The 24,600-nt window shown below is 64.0% G+C and carries 22 protein-coding genes; 7 read left to right on the forward strand and 15 right to left on the reverse strand.

Annotated elements, in window-relative coordinates:
* The first annotated feature begins 1 nt into the window (after position 1).
* The 3 genes from XH89_RS29545 to XH89_RS29555 all read left to right on the forward strand — a co-directional run bounded on the left by XH89_RS29545 (position 2) and on the right by XH89_RS29555 (position 5,039).
* Positions 2-2,065 carry a hypothetical protein gene (locus XH89_RS29545; RefSeq protein WP_194463868.1) on the forward strand — a complete coding sequence of 688 codons (2,064 nt, stop codon included), beginning with the start codon at positions 2-4 and terminating at the stop codon, positions 2,063-2,065.
* A gap of 155 nt (positions 2,066-2,220) precedes the next feature.
* Entirely contained in the window at positions 2,221-2,631 is a 411-nt protein-coding gene (locus XH89_RS29550; RefSeq protein WP_194463869.1) for a DUF2946 family protein, read from the forward strand.
* Positions 2,632-2,810: 179 nt separating this feature from the next.
* Positions 2,811-5,039, forward strand: a complete 2,229-nt coding sequence (locus tag XH89_RS29555) for a TonB-dependent receptor (protein ID WP_246767647.1) — start codon at positions 2,811-2,813, stop codon at positions 5,037-5,039.
* Between the two features lie 84 nt (positions 5,040-5,123).
* Here the strand turns inward: XH89_RS29555 and XH89_RS29560 are convergent, their stop codons facing one another.
* Entirely contained in the window at positions 5,124-7,466 is a 2,343-nt protein-coding gene (locus XH89_RS29560) for a bifunctional diguanylate cyclase/phosphodiesterase (RefSeq protein WP_194463871.1), read from the reverse strand.
* Between the two features lie 448 nt (positions 7,467-7,914).
* Between XH89_RS29560 and XH89_RS29565 the strand changes: the two genes are divergently transcribed.
* On the forward strand, positions 7,915-9,258 hold the full coding sequence (locus tag XH89_RS29565) for a cytochrome C (RefSeq protein WP_194463872.1): 1,344 nt from the start codon (positions 7,915-7,917) through the stop codon (positions 9,256-9,258).
* Between the two features lie 32 nt (positions 9,259-9,290).
* The gene (locus XH89_RS29570; RefSeq protein WP_194463873.1) at positions 9,291-9,620 is read left to right on the forward strand and encodes a plastocyanin/azurin family copper-binding protein; all 330 of its coding nucleotides are present in this window, start codon (positions 9,291-9,293) and stop codon (positions 9,618-9,620) included.
* Between the two features lie 27 nt (positions 9,621-9,647).
* Here XH89_RS29570 and XH89_RS29575 read toward each other — a convergent pair whose 3' ends face one another.
* The 10 genes from XH89_RS29575 to XH89_RS29620 all read right to left on the reverse strand — a co-directional run bounded on the left by XH89_RS29575 (position 9,648) and on the right by XH89_RS29620 (position 18,729).
* The gene (locus tag XH89_RS29575; RefSeq protein WP_194463874.1) at positions 9,648-10,031 is read right to left on the reverse strand and encodes a RidA family protein; all 384 of its coding nucleotides are present in this window, start codon (positions 10,029-10,031) and stop codon (positions 9,648-9,650) included.
* 24 nt (positions 10,032-10,055) lie between these two features.
* Positions 10,056-11,666: an amidohydrolase family protein gene (locus XH89_RS29580; protein ID WP_194463875.1), complete on the reverse strand. Its 1,611-nt coding sequence runs from the start codon at positions 11,664-11,666 to the stop codon at positions 10,056-10,058.
* Between the two features lie 10 nt (positions 11,667-11,676).
* Complete coding sequence (locus tag XH89_RS29585) at positions 11,677-12,996, reverse strand: MFS transporter (RefSeq protein WP_194463876.1); 1,320 nt, start codon at positions 12,994-12,996, stop codon at positions 11,677-11,679.
* A gap of 237 nt (positions 12,997-13,233) precedes the next feature.
* Positions 13,234-14,004, reverse strand: coding sequence for an IclR family transcriptional regulator (locus XH89_RS29590; protein WP_194463877.1), 771 nt, complete (start codon positions 14,002-14,004; stop codon positions 13,234-13,236).
* A gap of 68 nt (positions 14,005-14,072) precedes the next feature.
* Positions 14,073-14,825 (reverse strand): haloacid dehalogenase type II, encoded by a 753-nt coding sequence (locus XH89_RS29595; protein WP_194463878.1) that lies wholly within the window; start codon positions 14,823-14,825, stop codon positions 14,073-14,075.
* A 164-nt stretch (positions 14,826-14,989) separates the two neighbouring features.
* A complete protein-coding gene (locus XH89_RS29600) occupies positions 14,990-15,457 on the reverse strand; it encodes a hypothetical protein (protein ID WP_194463879.1) in 468 nt (155 codons plus the stop codon).
* A gap of 20 nt (positions 15,458-15,477) precedes the next feature.
* Complete coding sequence (locus XH89_RS29605) at positions 15,478-15,993, reverse strand: GNAT family N-acetyltransferase (protein ID WP_194463880.1); 516 nt, start codon at positions 15,991-15,993, stop codon at positions 15,478-15,480.
* Positions 15,994-16,106: 113 nt separating this feature from the next.
* Entirely contained in the window at positions 16,107-17,042 is a 936-nt protein-coding gene (locus tag XH89_RS29610) for a glycosyltransferase family 2 protein (RefSeq protein WP_194463881.1), read from the reverse strand.
* On the reverse strand, positions 17,039-18,190 hold the full coding sequence (locus XH89_RS29615) for a hypothetical protein (RefSeq protein WP_194463882.1): 1,152 nt from the start codon (positions 18,188-18,190) through the stop codon (positions 17,039-17,041). Before XH89_RS29615 ends, XH89_RS29610 begins: the two co-directional genes overlap by 4 nt.
* Before the next feature lie 47 nt (positions 18,191-18,237).
* Positions 18,238-18,729, reverse strand: a complete 492-nt coding sequence (locus XH89_RS29620; protein ID WP_194463883.1) for an NUDIX domain-containing protein — start codon at positions 18,727-18,729, stop codon at positions 18,238-18,240.
* Positions 18,730-18,815: 86 nt separating this feature from the next.
* Here XH89_RS29620 and XH89_RS29625 point away from each other — a divergent pair, with 86 nt between their 5' ends.
* Positions 18,816-19,697 (forward strand): metallophosphoesterase, encoded by an 882-nt coding sequence (locus XH89_RS29625; RefSeq protein WP_194463884.1) that lies wholly within the window; start codon positions 18,816-18,818, stop codon positions 19,695-19,697.
* 95 nt (positions 19,698-19,792) lie between these two features.
* On the opposite strand, the gene XH89_RS29630 is transcribed toward XH89_RS29625, so the two are convergent.
* The 3 genes from XH89_RS29630 to XH89_RS29640 all read right to left on the reverse strand — a co-directional run bounded on the left by XH89_RS29630 (position 19,793) and on the right by XH89_RS29640 (position 22,409).
* Positions 19,793-20,347 carry a hypothetical protein gene (locus tag XH89_RS29630; protein ID WP_194463885.1) on the reverse strand — a complete coding sequence of 185 codons (555 nt, stop codon included), beginning with the start codon at positions 20,345-20,347 and terminating at the stop codon, positions 19,793-19,795.
* Between the two features lie 188 nt (positions 20,348-20,535).
* Positions 20,536-20,745, reverse strand: coding sequence for a hypothetical protein (locus XH89_RS29635; protein WP_008560963.1), 210 nt, complete (start codon positions 20,743-20,745; stop codon positions 20,536-20,538).
* Between the two features lie 29 nt (positions 20,746-20,774).
* Positions 20,775-22,409 (reverse strand): isocitrate lyase, encoded by a 1,635-nt coding sequence (locus XH89_RS29640; protein WP_194463886.1) that lies wholly within the window; start codon positions 22,407-22,409, stop codon positions 20,775-20,777.
* A 233-nt stretch (positions 22,410-22,642) separates the two neighbouring features.
* On the opposite strand from XH89_RS29640, the gene XH89_RS29645 reads away from it, so the two are divergent.
* Positions 22,643-24,088 carry a short-chain fatty acyl-CoA regulator family protein gene (locus XH89_RS29645; RefSeq protein ID WP_194463887.1) on the forward strand — a complete coding sequence of 482 codons (1,446 nt, stop codon included), beginning with the start codon at positions 22,643-22,645 and terminating at the stop codon, positions 24,086-24,088.
* Between the two features lie 177 nt (positions 24,089-24,265).
* Here the strand turns inward: XH89_RS29645 and XH89_RS29650 are convergent, their stop codons facing one another.
* A complete protein-coding gene (locus XH89_RS29650; RefSeq protein ID WP_027575542.1) occupies positions 24,266-24,559 on the reverse strand; it encodes an antibiotic biosynthesis monooxygenase in 294 nt (97 codons plus the stop codon).
* Between the last annotated feature and the right edge of the window lie 41 nt (positions 24,560-24,600).

A 24,600-nucleotide genomic window follows, 5' to 3' on the forward strand; every position in this document is an offset into this window, starting at 1 on the left:
CATGAATTACGGCATCGCGTTCACGCCGCTTGTCCCCGCGATCGTCCTCTGGATCGCGCTCGCTGCGATTGTCCTCATCGCCATCGTGCTGCTGGTGGCGCGGGCGCGCGGTGCGGCCGTGCGCGTGGCGGCGCTGGCGCTGTTCCTGCTGGCGCTCGCCAATCCCTCCTTCACGCGCGAGGACCGCGATCCCCTCACCTCGGTCGCCGCCGTCGTCGTCGACAAGAGCCCGAGCCAGAATTTCGGCAAGCGCAACCAGGAGGCCGCCAAGGCGCAGGAGGCGCTGGTCGACACCCTGAAGAAGATCAAGGGACTCGAAGTGCGCGTCGTCGATGCCGGACAGGCGGACGGCGAGACCGACGGCACCAAGCTGTTCGGCGCGCTGGCCTCCGCGCTGTCGGACGTGCCGGTCGACCGCGTCGCCGGCGCCTTCCTCATCACCGACGGCCGTGTCCACGACATCCCGGCGAGCGCCGCCGCGCTCGGCTTCCAGGCGCCGGTGCAGGCGCTGATCACCGGACAGAAGGACGAGCGCGACCGCCGCATCGCGATCACGGCGGCGCCGCGCTTCGGCATCGTCGGCCAGAACCAGACCATCACCTACAAGCTCGACGACCAGGGCGTCACCGGCGAGCGCGCCAAGGTCACGGTGCGCCGCGACGGCGAGGTCATCAACGAGCGCACGCTGACAAGCGGCCAGAGCGCAAGCGTCGACGTCGAGATCAAGCATGCCGGCCAGAACATCGTCGAGATCGAGGCCTCGCCGCTCGAAAGAGAATTGACCCCTGTCAACAACCGCGCCGTCGCCGCCATCGACGGCGTGCGCGACAAGCTGCGCGTGCTGCTGGTCTCAGGCGAGCCGCATTCCGGCGAGCGCACCTGGCGCAACCTCTTGAAGTCCGACGCCAGCGTCGACCTCGTGCATTTCACAATTCTGCGGCCGCCGGAGAAGCAGGACGGCACGCCGATCAACGAATTGTCGCTGATCGCGTTTCCGACGCGCGAGCTGTTCCAGCAGCACATCAACGAATTCCAGCTGATCATCTTCGACCGCTATGCCCGCCAGGGCGTGCTGCCGATCCCCTATTTCGAGAACATGGCACGCTATGTGCGCGGGGGCGGCGCGGTGCTGGTGTCGGCGGGCCCCGACTATGCCTCGACCAGCAGCATCTGGCGCACGCCGCTGGACTCGGTACTGCCGGCCGAGCCGGTTGGCGTCACCGAGAAGCCGTTCTATGCGCATCTCTCCGACATCGGCAAACGCCATCCGGTCACGCGCGGGCTGGAAGGCTCGGCGTTCGAGCCGCCGCACTGGAGCCGCTTCTTCCGCACCGTCGAAACCCGCAACGCGGTCAACCCGCCTGTGATGACCGGTGCGGACGGCAAGCCGCTGCTGTTCCTGTCGCGCTTCGGCGAGGGCCGCGTCGCGCTCCTGCTGTCCGACCACATCTGGCTGTGGGCGCGCGGCTATGAGGGCGGCGGTCCGCATCTCGATCTGCTCCGGCGGATGTCGCACTGGCTGATGAAGCAGCCCGATCTCGACGAGGAAGCGCTGCGCTTGCAGGTGCAGGGCAAGGATCTCGTCGTGGTGCGCCAGACCATGGCCGACAGCGTGCAGCCGGTGAGCGTGACCTCGCCTTCCGGCGTCTCGCATGATCTGACGCTCTCCGCCGGCGATCCCGGCGAGTGGCGCGCCAGCCTTCCCGCAAACGAGCTCGGCCTGTGGCAGGCGACCGACGGTACGCTGAAGGCGCTGATCAATGTCGGCCCGACCAATCCGAAGGAATTCTCGGAAGTCACCTCCACCACCGAGACGCTGAAGCCGCTGACGCAGGCGACCGGCGGCAATTCCGTGCGGATCGCCGATGGCGGCAGCGTCGAGCTGCCGCGCATCGTCCCGGTGCGCTCGACCAGCGTCTTCGCCGGCGACGGCTGGATGGGCGTGCGGATGCGCGATGCCAGCGTGGTGAAGGGCGTCGGCGTGCTGCCGATCTTCGCCGGCCTGATCGGCCTGTTGCTGCTGCTCGGCGCGTTTGCCGCGACCTGGGTGCGCGAGGGGCGGTAGAGCGCGACGATCGCGTTGCCCGGACGCCACATCGGATCGACCGCTTGCGCACGCAGCCTCGCCTGCCGTTGACATCAGCTGACCGATTGCGCGATGTTACATTGTAACATCGCGGCGCCCGGTCGGCGTCTCGCGATGCGGGGTACGTTTTCCAGATGAAGTGGTTCCGGTCGAATATCAGGCACGGTGCCCGGCTCGCGATATTTGCGATGCTGGTGCAGTTCGCGCTGACCTTCGGCCACAGCCATTGGTTCGCACAGGCTGCACCGCTTGCTCAGTCCCAGCTGAGCGATCACGCCAAGACCATTGCCAAGAGCATAGCGTCGCCCGATAGCGCGGCGGTCCAGAAGCAGTCGCCGGCAAACCCTGATCGCGAGCAGCCTGATAACGACAATTGCGCGATCTGCGCATTGGTCGCGATGGCTGGCACGGTCGTGTTCGCAACGCCCCCTCTGCTGCATTTGCCGCAGGCGGTCGAGCTGCTCTACCGCACCACCGATGCCGAATTCATCCACCTGGAATCGGCAAAGCACGCGTTCCAGCCGCGCGCCCCTCCCGCCTCCTGATCTCCATCGATTGAGCTGCCTTCGGCATCGGCCGCACATGCGCGCCGATTGCGCCGGGCTATCCAAAACGATCCGTCGCGCGTCGACGGCGCGTGCTGCCTGCATGTGCTCTGAAGAGCCGCGGCGGCGCGCGAGTGGAAATCAGGACAATGGTGTCTTCAAAAGCAAGATTGGCAGGCTTGAGCCTCGCCGCACTCACGACGTTTTATCCCGCCGCAAGCCTCATGGCGCAGACGACGGCTCCCGTCACGACGCTGCCGACCGTCGAGGTCGATGCGCCCAAGCAGACGCAGGCGCCGCGCCGTCCAAAAGTTCGTGTCGCTGCCGACAAGCGACGTTCAACGTCGCAGACGCGGCCGCAGACCGAGGCGCCTGCCGCCGTCGAAGGCCAGGGCGAACGGCTGGATGCCGCGCGCGAATCCGTGCTGCCGCCCGGCGGCGCCGCCACCCACACGCTCACGCACCAGGCGATCGAGGCACTCCCGCAGGGCTCCAATGCCACGCTCGACAAGGTGCTGCTGCAATTCCCCGGCGTCACCCAGGATTCGGCGGCGAGCGGCGACCTGCATATCCGCGACGAGCACGCCAATCTGCAATATCGCATCAACGGCGTGATGCTCCCTGATGGCGTCGGCGCGTTCGGGCAGATCCTCGACACCGGCATCGTCGGCAGCCTCAGCCTGCTTACCGGCGCGCTGCCGGCGCAGTATGGCCAGCGCACCGCCGGCGTGCTCGACATCCAGACGAAAGCCGATGCCTTCAACAATTCCGGCCTGGTCGGCGTCTATGGCGGCAGCAATGGCACCATCTCGACCAATGTGGAATATGGCGGCACGATCGGGCAGATGCAGTATTTCCTGTCGGGGCGCTTTCTGCAGAACAATCTCGGCATCGAGAATCCGACGCCGTCGGTCAATGCGATCCACGACCGCACCAACCAGGAGAAGGGATTTCTCTATCTGTCGGCGATGATCGATCCAACGAGCCGCCTCACCTTCATGAGCGGCGCGTCAAATGCGACGTTCCAGATCCCGAACAATCCCGGCCAGGCGCCAGTCAACACGGCGTTCGGCGTCTCGAATTTCGACTCGTCCCGTCTCAACGAGCACCAGAACGAGTTCAACCAGTTCAACGTCGTCTCCTACCAGACCTCGAACGGCGCCTTCGACACACAGACCTCGTATTTCAACCGCACCAGCCTGCTGCACTTCTACCCTGATCCGGTCGGCGACCTCGTCTTCAACGGCGTGTCTTCGGACGTCTACCGCCAGAGCGTGGTCAACGGCATCCAGCAGGATACCGCATGGCGCATCGGCTATGCCCACACGCTGCGCTTCGGCCTATCGTTGAGCGCGGAGCGAACGTTGGTCAACAGCGGGACGACGGTGCTGCCGCTCGATCCCAGCGGTACCGGCACGACCGACAATCCGTTCTCGCTGTTCGATTCCAATGCCAAGACCGGTTGGCTGATCGGGACCTATCTTCAGGACGAATGGAAGATCACCAACAATCTGACGCTCAACGCCGGCCTGCGCTTCGACCAGATGTACCAATATTTCGATGCGAACCAGCTTAGCCCGCGCGTCAGCCTGACCTGGAAGCCGTTCGACGGCACCATTTTCCACGCCGGCTATGCGCGCAACTTCACCCCGCCCTCGCAGGTGATCGCTAGCCCTGTCAATCTTGCGCTGGTGACCCCGCCCGGCGCGCCCGCCAACACGCAGACACCGGAGGTCGGGCAGAACAGCCCGGTGCTGCCCGAGCGCTCGCACGTGTTCGACGTCGGTGTGACCCAGAATATCCATGCGATCCCCGGCCTCGAGATCGGCGCTGACGCCTATTACAAGAAGGCGCGCGACCTGCTCGACGACGGCCAGTTCGGCGCCGCCTATGTGCTGAGCGGCTTCAATTACGATCGCGGCGAGAATGTCGGCGTCGAGCTAAAATCGACTTACAAGAACGGCAATTTCAGCGCTTACGCCAACCTCGCCTGGGCCAAACAGATCGCGACCAACGTTATCTCGAACCAGTATCTGTTCGGCGCGGACGAGCTCGCCTATATCGACGGCCATTACATCTACACCGACCACGCGCAGATGGTGTCGGGGTCCGCCGGCGCTTCCTATCTCTGGGACGGCACGCGCTATAGCGTGTCGATGGTCTATGGCAGCGGCTTGCGCTCGGGCTTTGCCAACACCGATCACCTGCCCGGCTATACGCAGGTCAATCTCGGCCTGTCGCACGATTTCACCATCGTCGCACCAAACAAGCCGACGACGGTGCGCTTCGACGTGGTCAATGTGTTCGACACGATCTACCAGATCCGCGACGGCTCCGGCATCGGCGTGTTCGCCCCGCAATACGGACCGCGGCGCGGGTTCTATTTCGGCGTCTCGCAGCGATTTTAGTCGTGCGGTTTTGTCGTGACGCATCCTTCGAGACGCCCGCCTCTGGCGGGCCCTCGGGCCCGCGCCGACGGATCGGCGCCGCGCTCAGGCCGCGGTCTGGGCGCGGTCGCGAAAGCCTGACAGGACCGAGCCGATCTCGCTGGCGGGCACTGGACGGCTGTAGAAATAGCCCTGCACCTCGGTGCAGCCTTCGATGCGCATCTGGTCCAGTTGCTCCTGGGTCTCGACGCCCTCCGCCGTGGTCGTGACGCCCATGCTCTTTCCGAGGCCAGCGATGGCGCGAATGATTCCGATCGAGTCGGGATTGTCGATGAGGTCGCGAACGAAGCTCTGATCGATCTTGATCTTGTCGAATGGAAAGCTGCGAAGATAGCTCAAGGACGAATAGCCGGTTCCAAAGTCGTCCATCGAAATCCGAACGCCAAGAGCCTGCAACTGATGCAGCGTCGCCAGCGTCTCCTCGTTGTTGAACATCAGCACCGTCTCGGTGATTTCGAGCTCCAGCCGACTGGGGAGCAACCCGGAATTGGCGACCGCCGACGTTACCATGGAAGCCAGTCCCTTGGCGCGGAATTGCACGGGCGAGACATTGACCGCGACACGCAGGTCTGACGGCCATGTCTTGGCCTCAATGCAGGCCTGGCGGATCACCCACATGCCGATCGACGTAATCAGCCCGGTCTCCTCTGCCACCGGAATGAATTCGCCGGGTGGCACCCTGCCGCGTGTCGGATGATTCCACCGCAGAAGGGCCTCGAAGCCCGTAATCCTGTCCTCAGCGAGATTGACGATCGGCTGGTAGAACAATTCGAATTCTCCCGAGCCGATCGCCTTGCGAAGATCGAGCTCCAGGAGACGACGGCTCTGGGCCTTGACGTCCATTTCCGGTTCGAAGAAATGGAATCGTCCGCGTCCCTCGCCCTTGGCGCGATACAGCGCCATATCAGCGTTCTTCAACAGCTGGTCTGCATCGCCGCCATCGTCCGGTGCCATTGCGATGCCGACGCTCACTCCGATCACGACGGTATGGTCGCTGATGTCGAACGGCGCGCTCAGGGTTTCAACAATGCGGGACGCGAGGCCGCCCACGGTCTCTGCAGAAAGCTCGTCGGCCGACTGCACGATGGCGAACTCGTCGCCACCCGTCCGCGAGACCAGGTCGCCGGCGCGCAATACCTCCTGCAGCCGTTCGGCGACCGCGCAAAGCAGGGCGTCGCCGATCGAATGCCCCAAGGTGTCATTCACGGCCTTGAAGTTGTCGAGGTCGAGGCAAAGGATGGCCGCCTTCCCGCCGCGCTCGACGTTCCCAAGCGTTTTCTCGATGTGCTCACGCAGTTGAACGCGATTGGCCAATGCCGTCAGCGCGTCGTGGTGCGCCAGGAATGCGATCTTCTTCTCCGAGGCCCGCTTCTCGGTCACGTCCATATGGATGGCGATGCTGCCACCTGTATTTAGCGGAGCCTTGATCAGGGAGATGATGCGGCCGTCCTGCAATTGCTGCTCGAACGTCAAGGTGGTCGGTTGCGCCGCCTGGCTGAGCTTCTCCGAGACGAAATCCTCCGAACCAACGGTCGCCGACCCATGCTTGGCCCGATAATCCAGAATGGCACCGAGGGACGTGCCGGGCTGCGTGAGCTCGGCGGGAAGATTGTACATCTCCGCATATTGTGCGTTGCAGACGATCAGTCGCAGACGATCATCGACCAGGCTGAGGCCTTGCGGCATTCCCTCGAGCGCCGCCTGAAGATGATCGTTCGAACGCCGCTTCATCGAGCTGATCATGCGTTGCATGACAAGCAGCACGAGCCCCGCGAGGATGATGCTGGTAAAGATCGAAGCGAACAGAAACAGATCGGCCTTCAACGACAGGTCTTCGATGTCGTCACGGGCCTTCAGGCCGACGTCGGAATTGCGCTGCCGCAGCCGTTCCATCTTTTGGCGAAGCGCGATGATCCGATCCTCGAGGCTCGGGTCCCCGACCGCCACGTCGTGCAGCTCGGCGAGCCTGTCCCTGACGTCGCGCCCCGCGGTTCGGATCGCGGCGGAACTCGCCCGTTCGATCGCAACGTCCATGTTGTCCAGCACGTCGTCGAGCAGCTCGTTCGCCTTGGCTGTCTCGGCCTCGCTCGCAGCGCGCGTACGCTCGTCGACGTAGTGCTGGAAGGCGATTTGCGCGAGATTGACGTAGTTCGTGGAGACGAACGCGGTATCGTAGGTGTTGATGGCGTGGTTGATGACGGCGTGCTGCTGATGACGCGCAAACAGCCCGATGGCGAGGTTGACGATCAGAAGGATGATGGTCAATGCGTGGAACCGGCGGCGAAACGAGATCGCATAGCGATCGCTTGCCAGCGCGGCCGGAATATCACCGCGAGCCAAGTCGTTCGTCGCTTCCATACCCATGTCAGCCGAGGCGGCCTGATCCACGTTTGCCCCCAAATCGTCGACGATCCCGGGCAAGGATAGGCTGCTTGTCTTAAGGTCGGGTGTGGAGGATCACGTCAGCCGCGCACCGTCCGGCAGGGGAACCGCGATGCTTGCGATGCAGTCCGATCGCTTTGAATGGGCCCCGCGAGCTTGGCGAGCGCGGCGCTTTAATCAGTCGTTCACCCCGGCGCAGAAGCTGAGTCCATCTTTTGAGCAGAAACACGAGAACGACGCGAAGCCGGCGCGGGGTTTCCCCGGCGCATCCGTAATCCAACGGAGACTGCCGTAACGAGGCGCCATATGTCGGCAATCAGAGTCCTCGCCAGCCGGGGCACCACACGAGGACGGATTGACCGAATATTAACCATAATCGGATGTCGTGAGCCATTGCTGGATCGGGATTGGGCTCGATATGCCGAAGGCAGGCGGGGGCATGAGGCGGAACTCGGTGCTTTCGCTTCATGGGTGCGCGTGGTCACTGGTCGCTTCGTTCGCCGCGTTGCTCGTCGTTCTGACGATCAGCCAGCCGGCGCGGGCGCTCCCGTCATTTGCGGTCCAGACCGGGCAACCCTGCGCCGCCTGCCACATCGGCGCGTTCGGTCCGCAGCTCACGCCCTATGGGCGGGACTTCAAATTGCACGGCTATGTCGCAAGCGACGGCAATGACCACGGACTGCCGCTGGCATTCACGACGCAATTCTCGTTCACTCACACCGCGCAGCCCCAGGATGGGGGAGCCGCGCCGGGTTTCAAGCCGAACGACAATTTTGCCGTCGATCAGTTGTCGCTCTACTACGCCGGAAAAGTGACCTCGAACCTCGGCGCGTTCGTCGAGTTGAACTTCGACGGGGTGGCTCAACAGGCCAAGCTGAACAACATGGACGTTCGCTACGCCAAGGAAGGTGAATTGTTCGGGCAGGAACTGCTCTGGGGCATCACGGCCAACAACAGCCCGACCGTGCAGGATCCCTGGAATTCCACCCCGGTCTGGGGATTTCCCTACAACAGCTCGCCGCTGGCACCGACCCCGATGGCCACGACCCTCGTCGACAATTCGCTCGGTCAGCGCGTCCTCGGCGTTGGCGCGTATTCGGTCTGGAACAACCTCCTGTATCTGGAAGGCGATGTCTACAAGGGGTTGGACCGAGGCGTGTTACGGGCAACGGGCCAAGTGCCTGACGACAGCGACCAGACCTCATCCTTCCTTCCCTACGCGCGCGTGGCATTGCTCAAGGACTGGGAGCGTCATCACGTCGAGGTGGGCGCCTATATGTTGTCGGGAAGCGTGGTTCCGGGGGGCGGCCAGACCCTGGGCCTTCCGGTCCGGAAAACAGACGTCGCGCTCGATGCAACTTACCAATTCATCACCGACGCGGCCAAGGTGACCAGCGACCGCTTGTCGGCGCACGCCACCTACATCCATGAGACTGCCTCGATGGCGGGCAGCGACGCGCTGGCGCTGGGAGCGCTACCGAACCATTGGCTCGACGTCATGCGCGCCGACGTCTCCTACAGCTTCGCTGCGACCGTCACGCCATCGGTGCAGTATTTCCGGACCGCCGGAACGTCCGACGGCAACTATTGGGGCACTGCAAACGGAAGCCCCAACTCCGATGGCATGATCTTCGAGGTGGCCTACGTGCCCTGGGGCAAGCCGGATTCGCCGTTTCCAAACATGAACCTGCGATTGGCGGTGCAATACGTCAATTATTTCAGGTTCGACGGCACGACCGCAGGCGCCAGCAGGAACAATAATTTCTATTTCAGCCTGTGGACCGCCGTGAAATTCTAGCTGGTATCGCCATGCAAGCTCGGAAAGTTCCAATGTCCAATCGCCTCGCCATTGCCATTGCCATCTTGCTCGGCTTCACCGTTGCCGTGTCGGCGGCGGGCACGCTGAAGGTGATTCAGCGTGGATTGGCCTTGACTCCGGATTCCGCCACGATCGCAAAAGGCGATCGGCTGATCTTCACCAACGACGACGATGTCATCCACAACATCCATGTTTTCGGGCCGGGCGGTGAAGACGACAGTGTCGACCTTGGCCTTCAGAAGCCAGGCAAGACTCTCACTTACAAATTCGACAGGCTGGGCAGCTACAGGGTCCGCTGCAACATTCATCCATCCGTCAAGATGTCGGTGCAGGTCAAATAACAGGTGTGGATTGGCGCCTGGCATCGGTCAGCCGCGATAGGCGACGCAGTCGATTTCCACCTTGCAATCCACCACCATGCTCGACACCACGCAGGCCCGCGCCGGCGGATTGGCGCCGAAATATTCGGCGAAGACCTTGTTGAAGCTCTGGAAGTCCCGGGGGTCGTCGAGCCAGACGCCGCAACGCACGACGTCTTTCGGCTCGTAGCCGGCTTCAGTCAGGATCGCGAGCATGTTGCGGATGGCCTTGTGCGATTGCGCGATGATGCCGCCCTCGATCACCTCGCCATTCTCCATCGGCGTCTGGCCGGAGACGTAGAGCCAGCCATCGGCTTCCACCGCACGGGCAAACGGAAGGTGCTGGCCGCCGGTGCCGGTGCCGCCGGCCGCGCCGTATCGTTTCAACGTCATTGCATGATGTCCTGTGTGTCGTGATTACGTCAGAGCCCGGCCCGGCCGCGCGAAGGTGCTGCGGCCGTCTGCGACTACGGCTTCCCCGGCGACGAAGACCGCACGGATGCCTGCAGGCATTTCCGTCGGCGTCTCGAACGTCGCCTTGTCCATGATGGTCTCGTCGAACAGCGTGAGATCGGCGATCATGCCCGGCCGCAGGATGCCGCGATCGGACAGGCCGAAGCGCTGCGCCGGCATCGCGGTCATCCGCCGCACGGCATCCTCCAGCGTGAACCAGCCCTGCTCGCGCGTGAGCCGGCCGGCGACGCGCGGGAAGCTGCCATAGGCGCGCGGATGCGGCTTGGTACCCGGGCGCGGAATGCCGTCAGAGCCGACCATATGCAGGCGATGGGTGAAGGCGGCGCGCAAGTCCGCCTCGTCGAGCTGAAACATGATGATGCCGGTCTGGCCCTGGTCCTCCTCGATGCAGCGGACCATCAGATCGAACGGCGAGATGCCGAGCTCGCGCGCGGCATCGACCATCGACTTGCCCTCGAGCGGCTTCAGCGCGGGATTGGCGGTGGCGGAGATGCGCACATTGTGCCAGCCGATCAGCACGATCTTGGACTGCGCCGCATGCGGATCGGGATCGCCCTCCTCCACCAGGACGCGCAGCGCCTCGCGCTTGGCGGGATCACGCAGTCGCGCAAGCAACGCGTCGATGCCACCCTCGAGCGCCGCCGGCGGCAGCAATTGCAGCATGTAAGAGCTGCCGGCGGGATAGGGATACATGTCGAAGGAGATGTCGACGCCTTCCGCGCGCGCGGCCTCCAGCCGGTCGAGCGCTTTGGGGATGGCGCCCCAGTTCGGCTTTCCCGCCGATTGCAGATGCGACAGCAACCCGGCCGCGCCTGAGGCGCGCAGGATCGCGATGAACTCGTCGATGGATTGCAGGAGGCCCGCTTCGTAGCTGCGGACATGCGCGGTGAGCAGCTTACCGTGCGCGCGCACGGTCTCTGCCAGCGCGTTGAGCTCGTTGCTGTCGGCATAGGCGCTCGGCGGGTAGACCAGACCGAGCGAGAGGCCGGCCGCTCCTTGCGTGAGCTGCTGCGCCAGCAGCGTCTGCATCGAAGCGATCTCCTCGCGGCTCGCCGCGCGGCGCTCGTAGCCGAGCACGGCGAGACGGATCGCGGCATGCCCGACCAGGGAGACGAGGTTGAGTGCCACGCCCGGCCCTTCCAGGGCCTGCTTGTAACCATCAAAGCTGTCGAAGACTTCGGTCGGCCTGACTTCGCCGGCAAGCCCTGAGAAATGCAGCCGCACCATCTCGGCAGAGCCTGCGGTCGCCGGATAGAGCGAGAAGCAGCAATTGCCGACGACGAGCGTGGTCACGCCCTGCAAGACCTTCTCGGGCCTGTCGGGCTCCCGCAAACAGATCAGATCGTCGTGGCAATGGGCGTCGATGAAGCCGGGCGCGAGATAGCACCCGCGCGCGTCGATGATGTCGGCATCCTCCGCCGGCAGGGCGGCGCCGATCGCCGCGATGCGGCTGCCGCTGATGCGCAAGTCGGCCTCGAACCACGGCGCACCGGTGCCGTCGATCAGACGCGCGTTGCGGATCAGTGTGTCCTTGCTGCCGGAATTCTGGGGCATGCCCCTCTCCTCAGTGAATAGGCACGGCGCCGGGCAGTGAGACCTCTTCGTAATCGGGGATCGACTCGATCCGTCCGAGCACCACGACATAGAAGAAGATGCCGATCAGCAGCACGACACCGGCGATCATGAAAGCGCCGGCAAAGGATTGGGTCCAGTCGACTACGATCCCGGTCACGATCGGCGCGAGCACGCCCATCATGTTGTTGGTGAAATTCAGGATGCCGCCGACGGTTCCCGCGCCGCCCTTGGGCGCGATCAACGACACGATCGAGGAGCCGACGGGCGCGGCGGCCGACAGGCCCGCGATCGCGATCGACAGCCACAGCAGCGCCCAGCCCGGCTTCACGGTGAAGGCGGCGCCGATCACGGCGAGCCCCATGAGCATGCCGACAATGATCACGGACTGGCGCACCCGCGTCGAGTCGTAGCCGCGCGCGATCAGGTGATCGACCAGGAAGCCGCCGATCAAGAGGTCCGACAAGCTCGCGAAGATCCAGGGAATGGTCGAATAGCCCGCGGCCGACATCAGGTTCATATGCATGGTCTGGGCGAGATAGCCCGGCAGCCAGGTCAGGAAGAGATAGAAGGTGTAGCCATAGGCGGAGAAGCCGATGGTCAGGCCCCAGACCTTGCGGTTGCGCAGGAGGTAGCCGAGCATGCGGCTCTGTCCGGCCGTGGCCGGACCTTCCGGCGTGCCGCCACCGGCGATGATGTAGTCATGCTCAGCCTTCGAGAGCTTCGGATCCTCGCTCGGATTGCGATAGATGACATAGTAGGCGACGAAATAGAGGAAGCTCAGAACCGCGGTGACGCCAAAGCCCCAGCGCCAGCCGTAGAGGAAGATCACATAGGCGACCAGCGGCACGCCGATCACGTTGGAGAACTTTGCGGCGGAATCGAAGATCGCGGTCGAGCGCGCGCGCTCGTCGAGCGGAAACCAGTGGCCGGTCGCCTTCTGGCTGGCCGGAAAGGCCGGCGCTTCCGCGACGCCGAGCAGCAAACGCGCGGCGGCGATGCCCCAGAGACCGCTGGCGAGCGCGGTGATGGCGGCGGCGACCGCCCAGAGGAAGCTGCTGGCACGGCCAACCATGGTGACGCCGAAACGGTCGAGCACCATGCCGCCGGGAACTTGCAGCAGCGAATAGGTCCAGAAGAACGCGCTGCCGAGCAGGCCGATATCGGTGGCGGTGAGGCCCAGCTCCTTGGTGAGCTCGGGCGTCGCGGCGGAGAGCCCGACGCGATCGATGTAGTTGATGAGAATTCCGACGCCGAGAAGACAACCGATCAGCCAGCGTCGCCCGGGTACCTGTTGGCCTGCCTTCGCCATTTCGAATCCTCGCTCGGAAAACGCAGGATCGCGTCTCTCGCCCCCGAGAGGGGGCAGGAGACTGTCGCGACGCCTGCAATGACATTGTCTCTTATAGTGGACAATATTATCTTATAGCGTCACGTTAGATATCGGGGCGGCGTCATGTCAAGCCCTGGATGTCGAGCCTTGGCCGCGCGCCGACGCGCGCCGATGCGGATGCATCGGTCGCGACACGGCCGGTCGGCTCAGGTCAACTCAGGGACGATCCGAGAGTTCGGTTGCGGTAGCGACGAGGTCGTCGAGCAGCGCGGTCCTGCGTTCCTTCAGCGAGTCCGCGGGAATGACGAAACAAAGCGTCGCGACCGCGACACCCTTCTTGTCGCGAATGGGGGCGGCAAGACACGACGTGAACCGATCGGACAGTGCCGTTGTCACGCATTTGCCGTCGCGCCTCGCGCGCGCGATATCCTTGATGAAATCATCGACATCGAGCACGCGGCCGTCAGGAAGGCGAAAATCCTCTCTGGGAACGAACGCGCGAATTTCCGCCGGGCTCATATGATCCAGCAGCAGCCTGCCGGATGCCGTCCATGGCAGCGGCACCTCGATGCCGACATCCGTCGTGATCCGAAACAGGCCCGAGCCGTCCCTGGTATCGACCACCACATATTTGCGGCCACGCAGGGCGCAGAGCTGCGCAGTGGCGCTGTGCTGGGTCGCGAGCCGGTTAAGCGCTTCGCGGCACCGGCGGTGCAAGGGGTTCGCTTCCGCATAGGCCCGACCGTAGAGATGCACCGCCTTACCGAAATAGACCTGGCCGCCCTCGCCGACGCTCTCCAGCAGATCCGCCTCGATCAGGCGGTTGGCGATGGCATAGACGGTCGATCGCGGCGCGCCCATCTGCTTGGCGAGATCGCTGAGCTTGGAGGGCGCACGCAAATGCAGCAGCGCTTCCAGGAGATCGATGGTCCGATCAATCCCGTTCTGGCGTTCCGCGGGCGAGGTGCCCTTCTTGGGTGCGGCCAAACTTCAAAAATCCTTCGTCAGCTTCGCGCCAGCGGTTTTGGCATAAATGGCGCCGACGGTATAGCGTGTCAGCCGGAAAGAAAGTGCACCAGGTCCATCATGCCTTGCCCCCCACCATCAGGAATGGCGTCCAGTTGCTCGCGCGGTTGCTTCTGCCTGTTGACCCAGAACGTGGGATAGCCGAACAGTTTTGCGCCGGAGGCGTCCCAGCCGGCGAAAGCGGCAAACAGAATCTCCTCGCGCTTCAGCCCGAATGCATCCACGCCCATCTGGTAGGCGCGCGGATCGGGCTTGTAGGCCCGCACCGCATCCGTGCTCAGCTGAAATTCGAAAGCACCCTCAAGCTCGGTCCCGCGGATATTGCCGTCGAACATGGCGGGCGAGAAATTGCTCAGGAATGCCAGCCGCAAGCCGGTTTCCTTCAACATGGACATGGCCGGCAGGACGTCGGGCCAGATTGGCATTTTAAGATAGCCCTCGACCAGCGCACTTCGCTTGACAGCGGTCAGTTCAAGATCGAGCGACTTGCAGGCAAACACCAGGGCATCGTCGATGACAGCAAGAAAGTCGCGATAATGCCCTGTCATGGTGCGGAGCCAAGTGTACTCGAACTGCTTCGTTCGCCAGACGCTTGACAGCTCGGCACCGCGTCCCGGAAACAGGTTCTCGGCGAGAGCGAAGATCGGACGCGGATCGAAGATCGGAAAGCCGTCGAACGCAATTGCTTTGATCGGCGTCGTTGCTCCCGGGGACGAGCTTGCAATTCCGGATACGGCAGCAAGCGACGTGATCGCGAGAAGTTGGCGACGGCTGAAGGGCATCTGGGCGTTCTCATGCGGGGGACGATCCGAATTCGGGCGCGACGTGTCCGGCATCGGCCGAACACGTCGCGGCGATCATGATTGTCCATCCGCCTGCAATATTCCCGGCTGCATCGGATCAGAGCCGCCACGCGCACGAGGGCTCACACCCTGGTGCAGGCAGATCAGGACCCCTGCATATAGCGAACCGGGTTTTCGGGGTCGGCTCTGAAGATGCCGGCAACTTCCGCGAAGAGGGTCGATACTGCATCTTGCTTGAGATCGTCGAAGCGCTCGAAACTGAAGTTGTTGCCGCCCACGCGCAATTCGCCGAGTTTGCCGGCGTAGCGGGATACGACCGGCGCGCCTTGCCTCGTCACCGCCACATACACGCTGATGTAGTTCTTCTGGAGCGCAACACCGATCACCGGCCAGTCCGTGCTCTTTCCTGATTTGATGGCGTAGCGAAACTTGCCATAGCCGATTATCTTCATGCGCATGCCTGCCTCTCCGGCCGGCGTTCCCTGATGGAAATGGCGCTTGAGGGCCGGTGCGGCCGAGACAATCAGCTTGTGCAACGCGATCAGGTCGCGCTTTCGCTCCGGATCGAAATCGAGATAGGCCTGCAATGTATCGGCGGTGACGCGGAACATGTGAGCCTCGAGTTGGTGCGCTACTCCCGCGCCTTGCTCCAGTCAGGGGCCACCGTGCCCGAGACGCCTTCGAAGGCGCCGTCGACGAGCTCGAATACGAGGACGCGCGCGGCATCGACCGGGCCCGGCATGGTGACGCGGCCCTTCGGGACAAGCTTGAAGCCGACGCGGCTGTAATAGGGCTCGTCGCCGACCAGCAGCACGATGCGGTGCCCCTTGTCCCTCGCATCCTTCAGGGCCCGCTCCATCAGCATGCGGCCGATGCCACGGCTGCGGAACGGAGGCTCGACCGTGAGGGGGCCGAGCAGCAGCGCCGGCGTCTCGCCGATCATCACAGGCAATTGCCTGACCGAGCCGACCAGCAGCGTGCCGATGCGGGCGGTGAAGGAGACGTCGAGCAGATGGTCGACGTGCTCGCGGATGCGATAGGCGCTGAGCACGAAACGGCCGGGGCCGAACGTGCGCTCGTGCAGCCGCTCGATCGCCTGGGCGTCGCCCGGGGCTTCCGGGCGGATGGTGATGGAGAGATCGTTCATGTCATCAAAGCGTTTTCAAGCGAAGTGGATCCCGGTTCGCGTTAAAGAAAACGCGTCAATAGAGGATTCCGAGTAGCATCTTGACGTCGTGCCGTCCATGGGAGCGCACCACGTCAGTTCCTTTTCGGCGCCGGCTGGGACAGGTAGGCCAGCATCTTCATCTCCCGCCGGCCCCGCGTCACGGTGTCGAGCACGAGGCCCGACGAGACCGACAGCATCGCCATGATCATCAGGCCCATCGACAGGATCGCGGTCGGGAAACGCGGCACGAGGCCGGTTTCGACGAAGGTGATCACGATCGGGATCGACAGCAAGACCGACACCACCGCCAGCAGGACGCCGATGGCGCCGAAGAAGCGCAGCGGCTTCTCCGCGCGATAGAGTTTCAGCATGGTGCCGAGGATGCGGAAACCGTCGCGCCAGGTGTTGAGCTTGGAGAACGAGCCCTCGGGCCGTGCGTAATAAGGCGTCTCGAGCTCCGCGACCGGCAGCGACAATTCCAGCGCGTAGACGGCGAGCTCGGTCTCGATCTCGAAACCGTCCGACAACACCGGGAACGATTTGACAAAGCGGCGCGAGAACACGCGATAGCCGGACAGAATGTCCTGGAAGTCGCGACCGAAGGTCCAGGCCAGAAATCCGGTCAGCATGCGGTTGCCGGTGCGATGGCCGAGGCGGTAGGCCGCCTGCGACTGGTCGATGCGAAGGCCCACCACCATGTCGAGATGCTCGTCGAGCAGCTTGTCGATCATGCCAGGCGCGCTCGGCGCGTCGTAGGTGGCATCGCCGTCCACCAGCACGTAGATGTCCGCCTCGACGTCGGCGAACATGCGGCGCACGACGTGGCCCTTGCCCTGCCGCCGCTCGCTGCGCACGATCGCGCCAGCCTCGCGCGCGACGATCACGGTGCGGTCGCGCGAATTGTTGTCATAGACATAGATCTCCGCTGCCGGCAGCGCGGCGCGGAAATTGGCGACGACGGTCGCGACCGCCGCCTCCTCGTTGTAGCATGGCACCAGGACGGCGATGCGGGGTTGTGCCAATGTCATCGCGGCAGCGCCTCCAGGCTGGCCGGCTCGCTGCCCGCCGGTGCAGCTTCGTGCACCGCGGCCGGCCGAAGCAACGGGGCGAACGACAGCGTCCACAGCGACAGCATCGCGATCGGGACGACGTAGTATGGCGTGAAGATCGGATGGCTCATGAAGAAGCCGAGATTGACGACGAGGTTGCCGGCAACGACGAGCGCGGCTTGCCGCACATGGCTCTCGCCGGATCGCAACAGCAAGAGCGTCGCGCCGATCGCCAGCACGATCAGCACGAACTGCATGTCGCGCAGATACTGGCCGAATACCGCAAGATCAAATGCCGGCGCGACCACATCGGCGCTGCCATAGGTCGTCGCCAGCGCGCTGCCGGCGTTGATGGCCTGGGCGGACAGGGTCGGCGCCATGCCGACAAGCACGCCGGCCCCGAAGGCAAAGCCCCGCACGAATGTCGCGAGCGAGCGCGTCCACAGGAACGGAATGCCGAGGAACAGGAAATAGCCGGCCGCGAGCAGCGCGTTCGGCAATCTGAAAGTGACGGATACGCCGAGCAGCAGGCCGATCAGCGCGATCAACAGGACGCTGCGCTTGTCCCTGGACAGCCACAGCGCGGTCAGGAAGCCCGTGACGGCGCACAGCGCCATGGTCGGCGCGACCGAATAGCTCGCCTTGGCCGGATTGATCATGAGATAGATGGCAAGCGCACCGAATACGCCTGCAGCTGATATCGACAGCGGCGTTCGCGCCAGGAAGATACCGAGCAGCGCAAGCCCGCACACGATCAGGCTCGCGGCGATGTAGAGCGGCACGACCTGGTGGCCCTCCGGAAACAGCGCCAGCAGGAAGCCGGTGCCCGGCGGATATTGCATCACGACCTTGCCGCTGGGCATCGGATTGTGGCAGGGCCAACGGATCGGATCCCTCCATTCGGCAAAGGCGATCTCCTTCATCCTGCCTTCGAAGTAGCGATCGTCGTCCCTGATCGCATTGGTGTCGAGGCCGCCGGCGCCGAAGCGCTGGAACAGATGCGCCTGCCTGAGATAACAGATGTCGTCATAGACCCCGCGCGCCTCGCTCCAGCGCGACATTGTAAAAATGTTGCCGGCGAGGATCGCGAGACAGATCAGGCTGAAGGCGAGTTTTGCAGCTTTCATCAGGTTTCCGTGGCGTCCGTGCGGACCCGTACTAGCACAGCCCGCCCTCAGCGCCACGTCGCCATCAGGGCCTTGCCATCGAGCACTTCCGCAATCCGCAGCCGCGTGCCGGGCGTCACCCCCTCCGGCAGCGCGGCGGTATCGAAGAACCCGCATTCGACGATCTCGTGATTGGGCGCAGGCAGCCGATCCTGCCGGAAATGCCTGACGACATAGACCGCGACATGGTCGCGTCGGGAGACGTGGCTGTTGAGGAAGATGCCATGCAGCACGGCTTCCCCGGTGAGCTCGATATCGCCCTCCTCCTTGAGCTCACGGCGCATCGCCTGTTCCATGCTCTCGCCGTGATCGACGCCGCCGCCGGGCAGATACCAGCCGGTGACGTAGCTGTGCTTGACCAGGAACACCTTGTTGTCGGCATCGAGCACGACGGCGCGGACGCCGAGCGTCATGCCGCGAACCACCAGGAAATAGGCGTGGAAGACGCGCCGCAACAGCGGCTCGCATGTCCGTCGGATCCGGTTCAGGCGCTCTCCCATCAGCTCAGGCTTCCCTTGCACGATGGGCGCGACCTTGCCATTACAGCGAGGGAATAGCGAGGCAATCGCGCGCGATGACATCTTTCATGGCACCTTTCACGCTCGCCCACCTGTCCGATCCGCATCTGCCGCCGCTGCCGAAGCCGCGGCTGATCGAGCTCGCCGGCAAGCGCGCGTTCGGCTACGTCAACTGGACGCGCAACCGCCACAAATACCAGCGCCGCGAGGTGCTCGACGCATTGGTCGCCGACATCAGGGAGCAGGCGCCCGACCACATCGCGGTGACCGGCGACCTCGTCAATCTGGCGATGGAGGCGGAGTTCGCGCCGGCGCGCGCCTGGCTCGACAGCGTCGGCCCGCCCGACCGCGTCACCACGATTCCCGGCAATCACGACGCCTATGTGCGCGCGACGTTTCAGCGCTTCGGCGAGACCTTTGCGCCCTATATCGCTGACGACGGCGGCAGCATCGGCTTTCCGGCCGTTCGGCGGCGCGGACCGGCCGCGCTGGTCAGCCTCTCCAGCGCGGTACCGACGGCGCCGTTGATGGCAACGGGCACCCTCGGGCGTCACCAGCTCGATGCGCTCGAACAGGTGCTCGACCAGCTCGCGACCGAGGACGTCTTTCGCGTGCTGCTGGTGCATCATCCGCTGAAATCCGATGCGCGCCAGAAGCGGCTGACGGATTCCGCAAGCCTGCTGGCGCTGCTGAAGCGCCACGGCGTCGAGCTGATCCTGCACGGACACGACCACATTCATTCGACGATGTGGTTCGAAGGCCCCAACGGCAACATTCCCGCGGTCGGCGTGCCGTCGGCCTCCGCGCTCGCGCACGGGCGCTATCCGGCGGCGGCCTACAATCTGTTCCGAATCGAGAAGGACAATGCCGGCTGGCGCTGCGAGCAGATCGTGCGAAGCATCGGGGCCGGATTTCAGGTCCAGCAGATCAAGCATGTAAGGTTGGTGTAGTTTGTCGTCATTGCGAGCGAAGCGAAGCAATCCAGAGCTTCTCAACGGAGACATTCCTGGATCGCTTCGCTTCGCTCGCAATGACGGAAACAGCGTCACCAGCTGCGCAACGCCGCGAGCACCGCGACACCGAACAGCGCGGCGGCGCCGAGGATGAAGCCGAGCACGAACGGCCAGAGGCGCGAACGGCGCGGCGGCTCGACGGCCTCCGGCGTCGGCTCTGGCGGCACCACCATGGCGTGCTCGCGCTCGATCATGCGGCGGGCGACGTAGTCGGTCACGGCGTCGACGATGACAGCCGTGTCGTGCGATTCGGCGAGCACGATGCGGCCGAAGCGGGTGTCCTGGACGAAACGATACATGCGCTTGTCGCGCCCCATCATGATGTGGGCGACGACGTCGATCCAGAGCCGGGGCGTATCGCCCTGGCTGATGCCGCGGTCGAACAGGTCGATCTTATCAGGCACCTGCACGAACAGCGGGTCGAGCGCGTCGTTGAGGATCTCGAGCCGGGCCACCTCGGCATCCCTGAGATCGACGACCACGCCGGTCCGGTCGGCGGCCTCGATCCGCGCACGAAGCAGCGCATCACGCAGCCGCACAGGGCGTGGCTGGCTGGGATGGGTCCCGCTGCTCTCGGGCTCTGACATTGTCGGCCTCGTCCTCACTCAACGGCGTTAACCTATCAGCAACCAAACCGTCCGCAAAGGCCCATCATTCCAGATACTTACGGTGCCCACAGACCGTTCGCCTGTACCAAAAACAGACGATCCCACCCGGCTCGCGCCGGATGGGACCCTCCGTCCTTGGACGTTTCTTAGAGTTTGTCAGGCAGCCGTCAGGCCGAGACCCGCGACGGCTCTTCCACGATCGAGAAGCGAACGCCGGCCTTGTGGCGGCTCTCTTCCGACACCTCGCGCCAGCAGTCCTCGGCCTCCTTGCGGGTCTTGAACGGACCTTTGACCTGGGCCGAGCCTTCGACGAGCTTGTGGAAGTTCATCGAGCCGAACTCGCCGCCGATCACCCAGAAATTGCTGCCTTTGGTCATTGTCAGTCTCCTGTCGAAGTCGAGATTCGTTAGCCGAACTGGTTCATGGTGTTGTGCGCGCCGCCCGCCTTCAGGGCAGCTTCGCCTGCGAAATATTCCTTGTGGTCGTCGCCGATGTCGGAGCCGGCCATGTTCTGGTGCTTGGCGCAGGCGATGCCCTGACGGATCTCCTGGCGCTGGACGTTCTTCACGTAACCGAGCATGCCCTGCTCGCCGAAATATTCCTTGGCGAGGTTGTCGGTGGACAGCGCGGCCGTGTGATAGGTCGGCAGCGTGATCAGGTGGTGGAAGATGCCGGCACGCTTGGCCGAATCCGCCTGGAAGGTCCGGATGCGCTCGTCGGCTTCAAGCGCCAGCGGCGTCTCGTCGTATTCCGGCTTCATCAGGTCGGCGCGGTTGTACTTGCTGACATCCTTGCCGGCTTCCTTCCATGCATCGTAAACCTGCTGACGGAAGTTGATGGTCCAGTTGAACGACGGCGAGTTGTTGTAGGCGAGCTTGGCGTTCGGGATGACCTCGCGGATGCGGTCGACCATCTTGGCGATCTGCTCGATATGCGGCTTCTCGGTCTCGATCCAGAGCAGGTCGGCGCCGTTCTGCAGCGAGGTGATGCTGTCGAGCACGCAGCGGTCCTCGCCCGTGCCGGGACGGAACTGGTAGAGGTTCGAGGGCAGCCGCTTCGGACGCATCATCTTGCCGTTGCGGTTGATGATGACGTCGCCGTTGCGCGCGTTCGCCGCGGTGATTTCCTCGCAGTCGAGGAAGCTGTTGTACTGGTCGCCGATGTCGCCCGGCTTGTGGCTGACGGCGATCTGCTGCGTCAGGCCGGCGCCGAGCGAGTCGGTGCGGGTGACGATGACGCCGTCTTCAACGCCGAGCTCGAGGAAGGCGTGGCGGCAGGCGCGGATCTTCGCGATGAACACCTCGTGCGGCACGGTGACCTTGCCGTCCTGGTGACCGCACTGCTTCTCGTCCGAGACCTGGTTCTCGATCTGGAGCGCGCAGGCGCCCGCCTCGATCATCTTCTTGGCGAGCAGATAGGTCGCCTCGGCGTTGCCGAAGCCGGCGTCGATATCGGCGATGACGGGGACGACATGGGTCTGGAAGCCGTCGATCTTCGCGATCAACTCCTTCTCGCGGGTCTTGTCGCCTTCCTTGCGCGCCTTGTCGAGCAGACGGAAGATGTCATTGAGCTCGCGGGAATCGGCCTGACGGAGGAAGGTGTAGAGCTCTTCGATCAGCGCCGGCACCGCGGTCTTCTCGTGCATCGACTGGTCGGGCAGCGGGCCGAACTCGGACCGCAGCGCCGCGATCATCCAGCCGGAGAGGTACAGATAGGTGCGATCGGTCTTGCCGCCGAAATGCTTCTTGACCGAGATCAGCTTCTGCTGGGCGATGAAGCCGTGCCAGCAGCCCAGCGACTGCGTGTACTTGGTCGGGTCGTTGTCATAGGCGGCCATGTCGGCGCGCATCAGCGCCGCGGTGTAGCGGGCGATGTCGAGGCCGGTCTTGAAGCGGTTCTGCAGGCGCATGCGTGCGACAGCCTCGGCCGTCACGCCGTTCCAGGTCGGCTGGGTCTTCAGGAGCGCCTGGGCTGCCTCGATCTCGCTCTGATACGAGGACGGACCCTGCAGGGTGCTGATGCCACGGGGCTGGTAGTTCATGAGCCTGATCCTTTTCGCTGACGATGGCGATGGCGAGCCATCGACATTCTTGACACTGCATTGCGAAATGCGTGCTCAGAGCTAAACGCGAAAACGGAAACTTCGTATAGATGGCTTGTATTTTATTGGTGATGTCATGTAACATAAGAACATGTAACAGATGTTATTTTGTAAAAAAATATAAAAATATAGGTCAGCAAAGCTATCCTTGATGCACACGGAGATTCTGAGACATGGCCGCCGAGTCCGGGAAAAAGCTGTTCGTCGGCCCGCGCTTCCGGCGGATCCGGCAGCAATTGGGGCTGTCGCAGACCCAGATCGCCGAGGGGCTCGGGATCTCGCCGAGCTACGTCAATCTGATCGAGCGGAACCAGCGGCCGGTGACCGCGCAGATCCTGCTGCGGCTCGCCGAAACCTACGACCTCGATCTGCGCGATCTCGCCACCGCCGACGAGGACCGCTTCTTCGCCGAGCTCAACGAGATCTTCTCCGATCCGTTGTTCCGCCAGATCGACGTGCCCAAGCAGGAGCTGCGCGACCTCGCCGAGCTCTGCCCCGGCGTCACCCATGCGCTGCAGCGGCTCTACGCGGCCTATACCGAAGCGCGGCAGGGCGAGACCCTGGCCGCCGCCCAGATGGCCGACCGCGATGTCGGCACGCGCTATGAGGCCAATCCGGTCGAGCGCGTCCGCGAGCTGATCGAGGCTAACAGGAACTATTTTCCGGAGCTGGAACAGGCCGCAGAAGCCTTGCGGGACGAGCTGAACGTGCCGGCGGAAGGGCTCTATGCCGCTCTCGCTGCGCGCCTACGCGAGAAGCATTCGGTCCAGACCCGCATCATGCCTGTCGACGTGATGCGCGAGACGCTGAGGCGCTTCGACCGCCACCGCCGCCAGCTGCTGATCTCCGAGCTGGTCGACCCGCCCGGCCGCGCCTTCCAGCTCGCCTTCCAGCTGGGCTTAGGCGAATGCGCGCAAGCGCTGGAGACCATCATCAGCCGCGCCGGCCCGCTCGACGACGCGCCGCGGCGGCTGTTCCGGATCACGCTCGGCAACTACTTTGCCGCGGCCGTGATGATGCCCTATCCGGCCTTCCTCGCCGCGGCCGAAGCGCTCAATTACGACATCCACGTGCTGGCGCAGCGCTTCAATTCCGGCTTCGAGCAGGTCTGCCATCGCCTCACCACATTGCAACGGCCGAACGCGCGCGGCATTCCGTTCTTCCTGCTCCGCGTCGACAATGCCGGCAACGTGTCGAAGCGGTTTTCGTCCGGCACCTTCCCGTTCTCGAAATTCGGCGGCACCTGCCCGCTCTGGAACGTGCATTCGACCTTCGACACGCCGGACCGCCTGCTCAAGCAAGTGATCGAGCTGTCCGACGGCACGCGCTATTTCTCGATCGCGCAGATGGTGCGGCGGCCCGTGGCGCCGCACCCGCTGCCGCAGCCGCGCTTCGCCATCGGCCTCGGCTGCGAGATCCGCCACGCCGCGCGCCTGACCTACGCGGCCGGCATGGACCTGGAGAAGACGGAAGGCACGCCGATCGGCGTCAACTGCCGCCTGTGCGAGCGCGAAAACTGCGCCCAGCGCGCCGAGCCACCGATCACGCGCACGCTGATTCTGGATGAGACGACGAGAAGGGTGTCGAGCTTCGCGTTCTCGAATGCAAGGGAGCTGTGAGGGGGTGCGGTGTAGCAAGCCACAACGTCCATGTCGTCCCGGCGAAGGCCGGGACCCATAACCACGAGATTGAGTTTGGCGAAGACAGGTAGCTCCGATCTCGCGCCACAACTGCTCCCTGGGGGTATGGGTCCCGGCCTACGCCGGGACGACGCGAGGAAAGAGCTCGCGCCTATCCTACGCCAGCGTATGCACGATCACCGGTCCCGCCGCGGCGCTCGCGTGGCCTGCCAGCAGCGGGCCGAGATCCTTCTCGATCCAGGCGATGGCGCGCTTGTTCGCCTCCTCGGCCTGCTCGAACTTGTCGAAGATGGAGATCGCGGTCACCGTGTCGTCGCCGGCATAGACGACGTAATAGGCCCTGAAGCCGTCGACGTCGCTGATGATCGGAACGGCACCGTCCTTGATCCGGCGCGCCAGCTCTTCGGCGCTTCCGCTCTTCGCCTTGGCCTGACGGATGGCGGCATACATGGGCATCCTCCCTTCCGGCTCGTGATCTGGGCATCGCGCCC

The sequence above is a fragment of the Bradyrhizobium sp. CCBAU 53340 genome (genome assembly GCF_015291645.1).
In the GTDB taxonomy this organism is placed as follows: domain Bacteria; phylum Pseudomonadota; class Alphaproteobacteria; order Rhizobiales; family Xanthobacteraceae; genus Bradyrhizobium.

Bases quoted from the DNA above. Each gene is read 5' to 3' on its own strand.
- XH89_RS29545 (WP_194463868.1), top strand. From the start codon at position 2: ATGAATTACGGCATCGCGTTCACGCCGCTTGTCCCCGCGATCGTCCTC.
- XH89_RS29550 (WP_194463869.1), top strand. From the start codon at position 2,221: ATGAAGTGGTTCCGGTCGAATATCAGGCACGGTGCCCGGCTCGCGATA.
- XH89_RS29570 (WP_194463873.1), top strand. From the start codon at position 9,291: ATGTCCAATCGCCTCGCCATTGCCATTGCCATCTTGCTCGGCTTCACC.
- XH89_RS29575 (WP_194463874.1), bottom strand. From the start codon at position 10,031: ATGACGTTGAAACGATACGGCGCGGCCGGCGGCACCGGCACCGGCGGC.
- XH89_RS29580 (WP_194463875.1), bottom strand. From the start codon at position 11,666: ATGCCCCAGAATTCCGGCAGCAAGGACACACTGATCCGCAACGCGCGT.
- XH89_RS29585 (WP_194463876.1), bottom strand. From the start codon at position 12,996: ATGGCGAAGGCAGGCCAACAGGTACCCGGGCGACGCTGGCTGATCGGT.
- XH89_RS29595 (WP_194463878.1), bottom strand. From the start codon at position 14,825: ATGCCCTTCAGCCGTCGCCAACTTCTCGCGATCACGTCGCTTGCTGCC.
- XH89_RS29600 (WP_194463879.1), bottom strand. From the start codon at position 15,457: ATGTTCCGCGTCACCGCCGATACATTGCAGGCCTATCTCGATTTCGAT.
- XH89_RS29605 (WP_194463880.1), bottom strand. From the start codon at position 15,993: ATGAACGATCTCTCCATCACCATCCGCCCGGAAGCCCCGGGCGACGCC.
- XH89_RS29610 (WP_194463881.1), bottom strand. From the start codon at position 17,042: ATGACATTGGCACAACCCCGCATCGCCGTCCTGGTGCCATGCTACAAC.
- XH89_RS29615 (WP_194463882.1), bottom strand. From the start codon at position 18,190: ATGAAAGCTGCAAAACTCGCCTTCAGCCTGATCTGTCTCGCGATCCTC.
- XH89_RS29620 (WP_194463883.1), bottom strand. From the start codon at position 18,729: ATGGGAGAGCGCCTGAACCGGATCCGACGGACATGCGAGCCGCTGTTG.
- XH89_RS29625 (WP_194463884.1), top strand. From the start codon at position 18,816: ATGGCACCTTTCACGCTCGCCCACCTGTCCGATCCGCATCTGCCGCCG.
- XH89_RS29630 (WP_194463885.1), bottom strand. From the start codon at position 20,347: ATGTCAGAGCCCGAGAGCAGCGGGACCCATCCCAGCCAGCCACGCCCT.
- XH89_RS29635 (WP_008560963.1), bottom strand. From the start codon at position 20,745: ATGACCAAAGGCAGCAATTTCTGGGTGATCGGCGGCGAGTTCGGCTCG.
- XH89_RS29640 (WP_194463886.1), bottom strand. From the start codon at position 22,409: ATGAACTACCAGCCCCGTGGCATCAGCACCCTGCAGGGTCCGTCCTCG.
- XH89_RS29645 (WP_194463887.1), top strand. From the start codon at position 22,643: ATGGCCGCCGAGTCCGGGAAAAAGCTGTTCGTCGGCCCGCGCTTCCGG.
- XH89_RS29650 (WP_027575542.1), bottom strand. From the start codon at position 24,559: ATGTATGCCGCCATCCGTCAGGCCAAGGCGAAGAGCGGAAGCGCCGAA.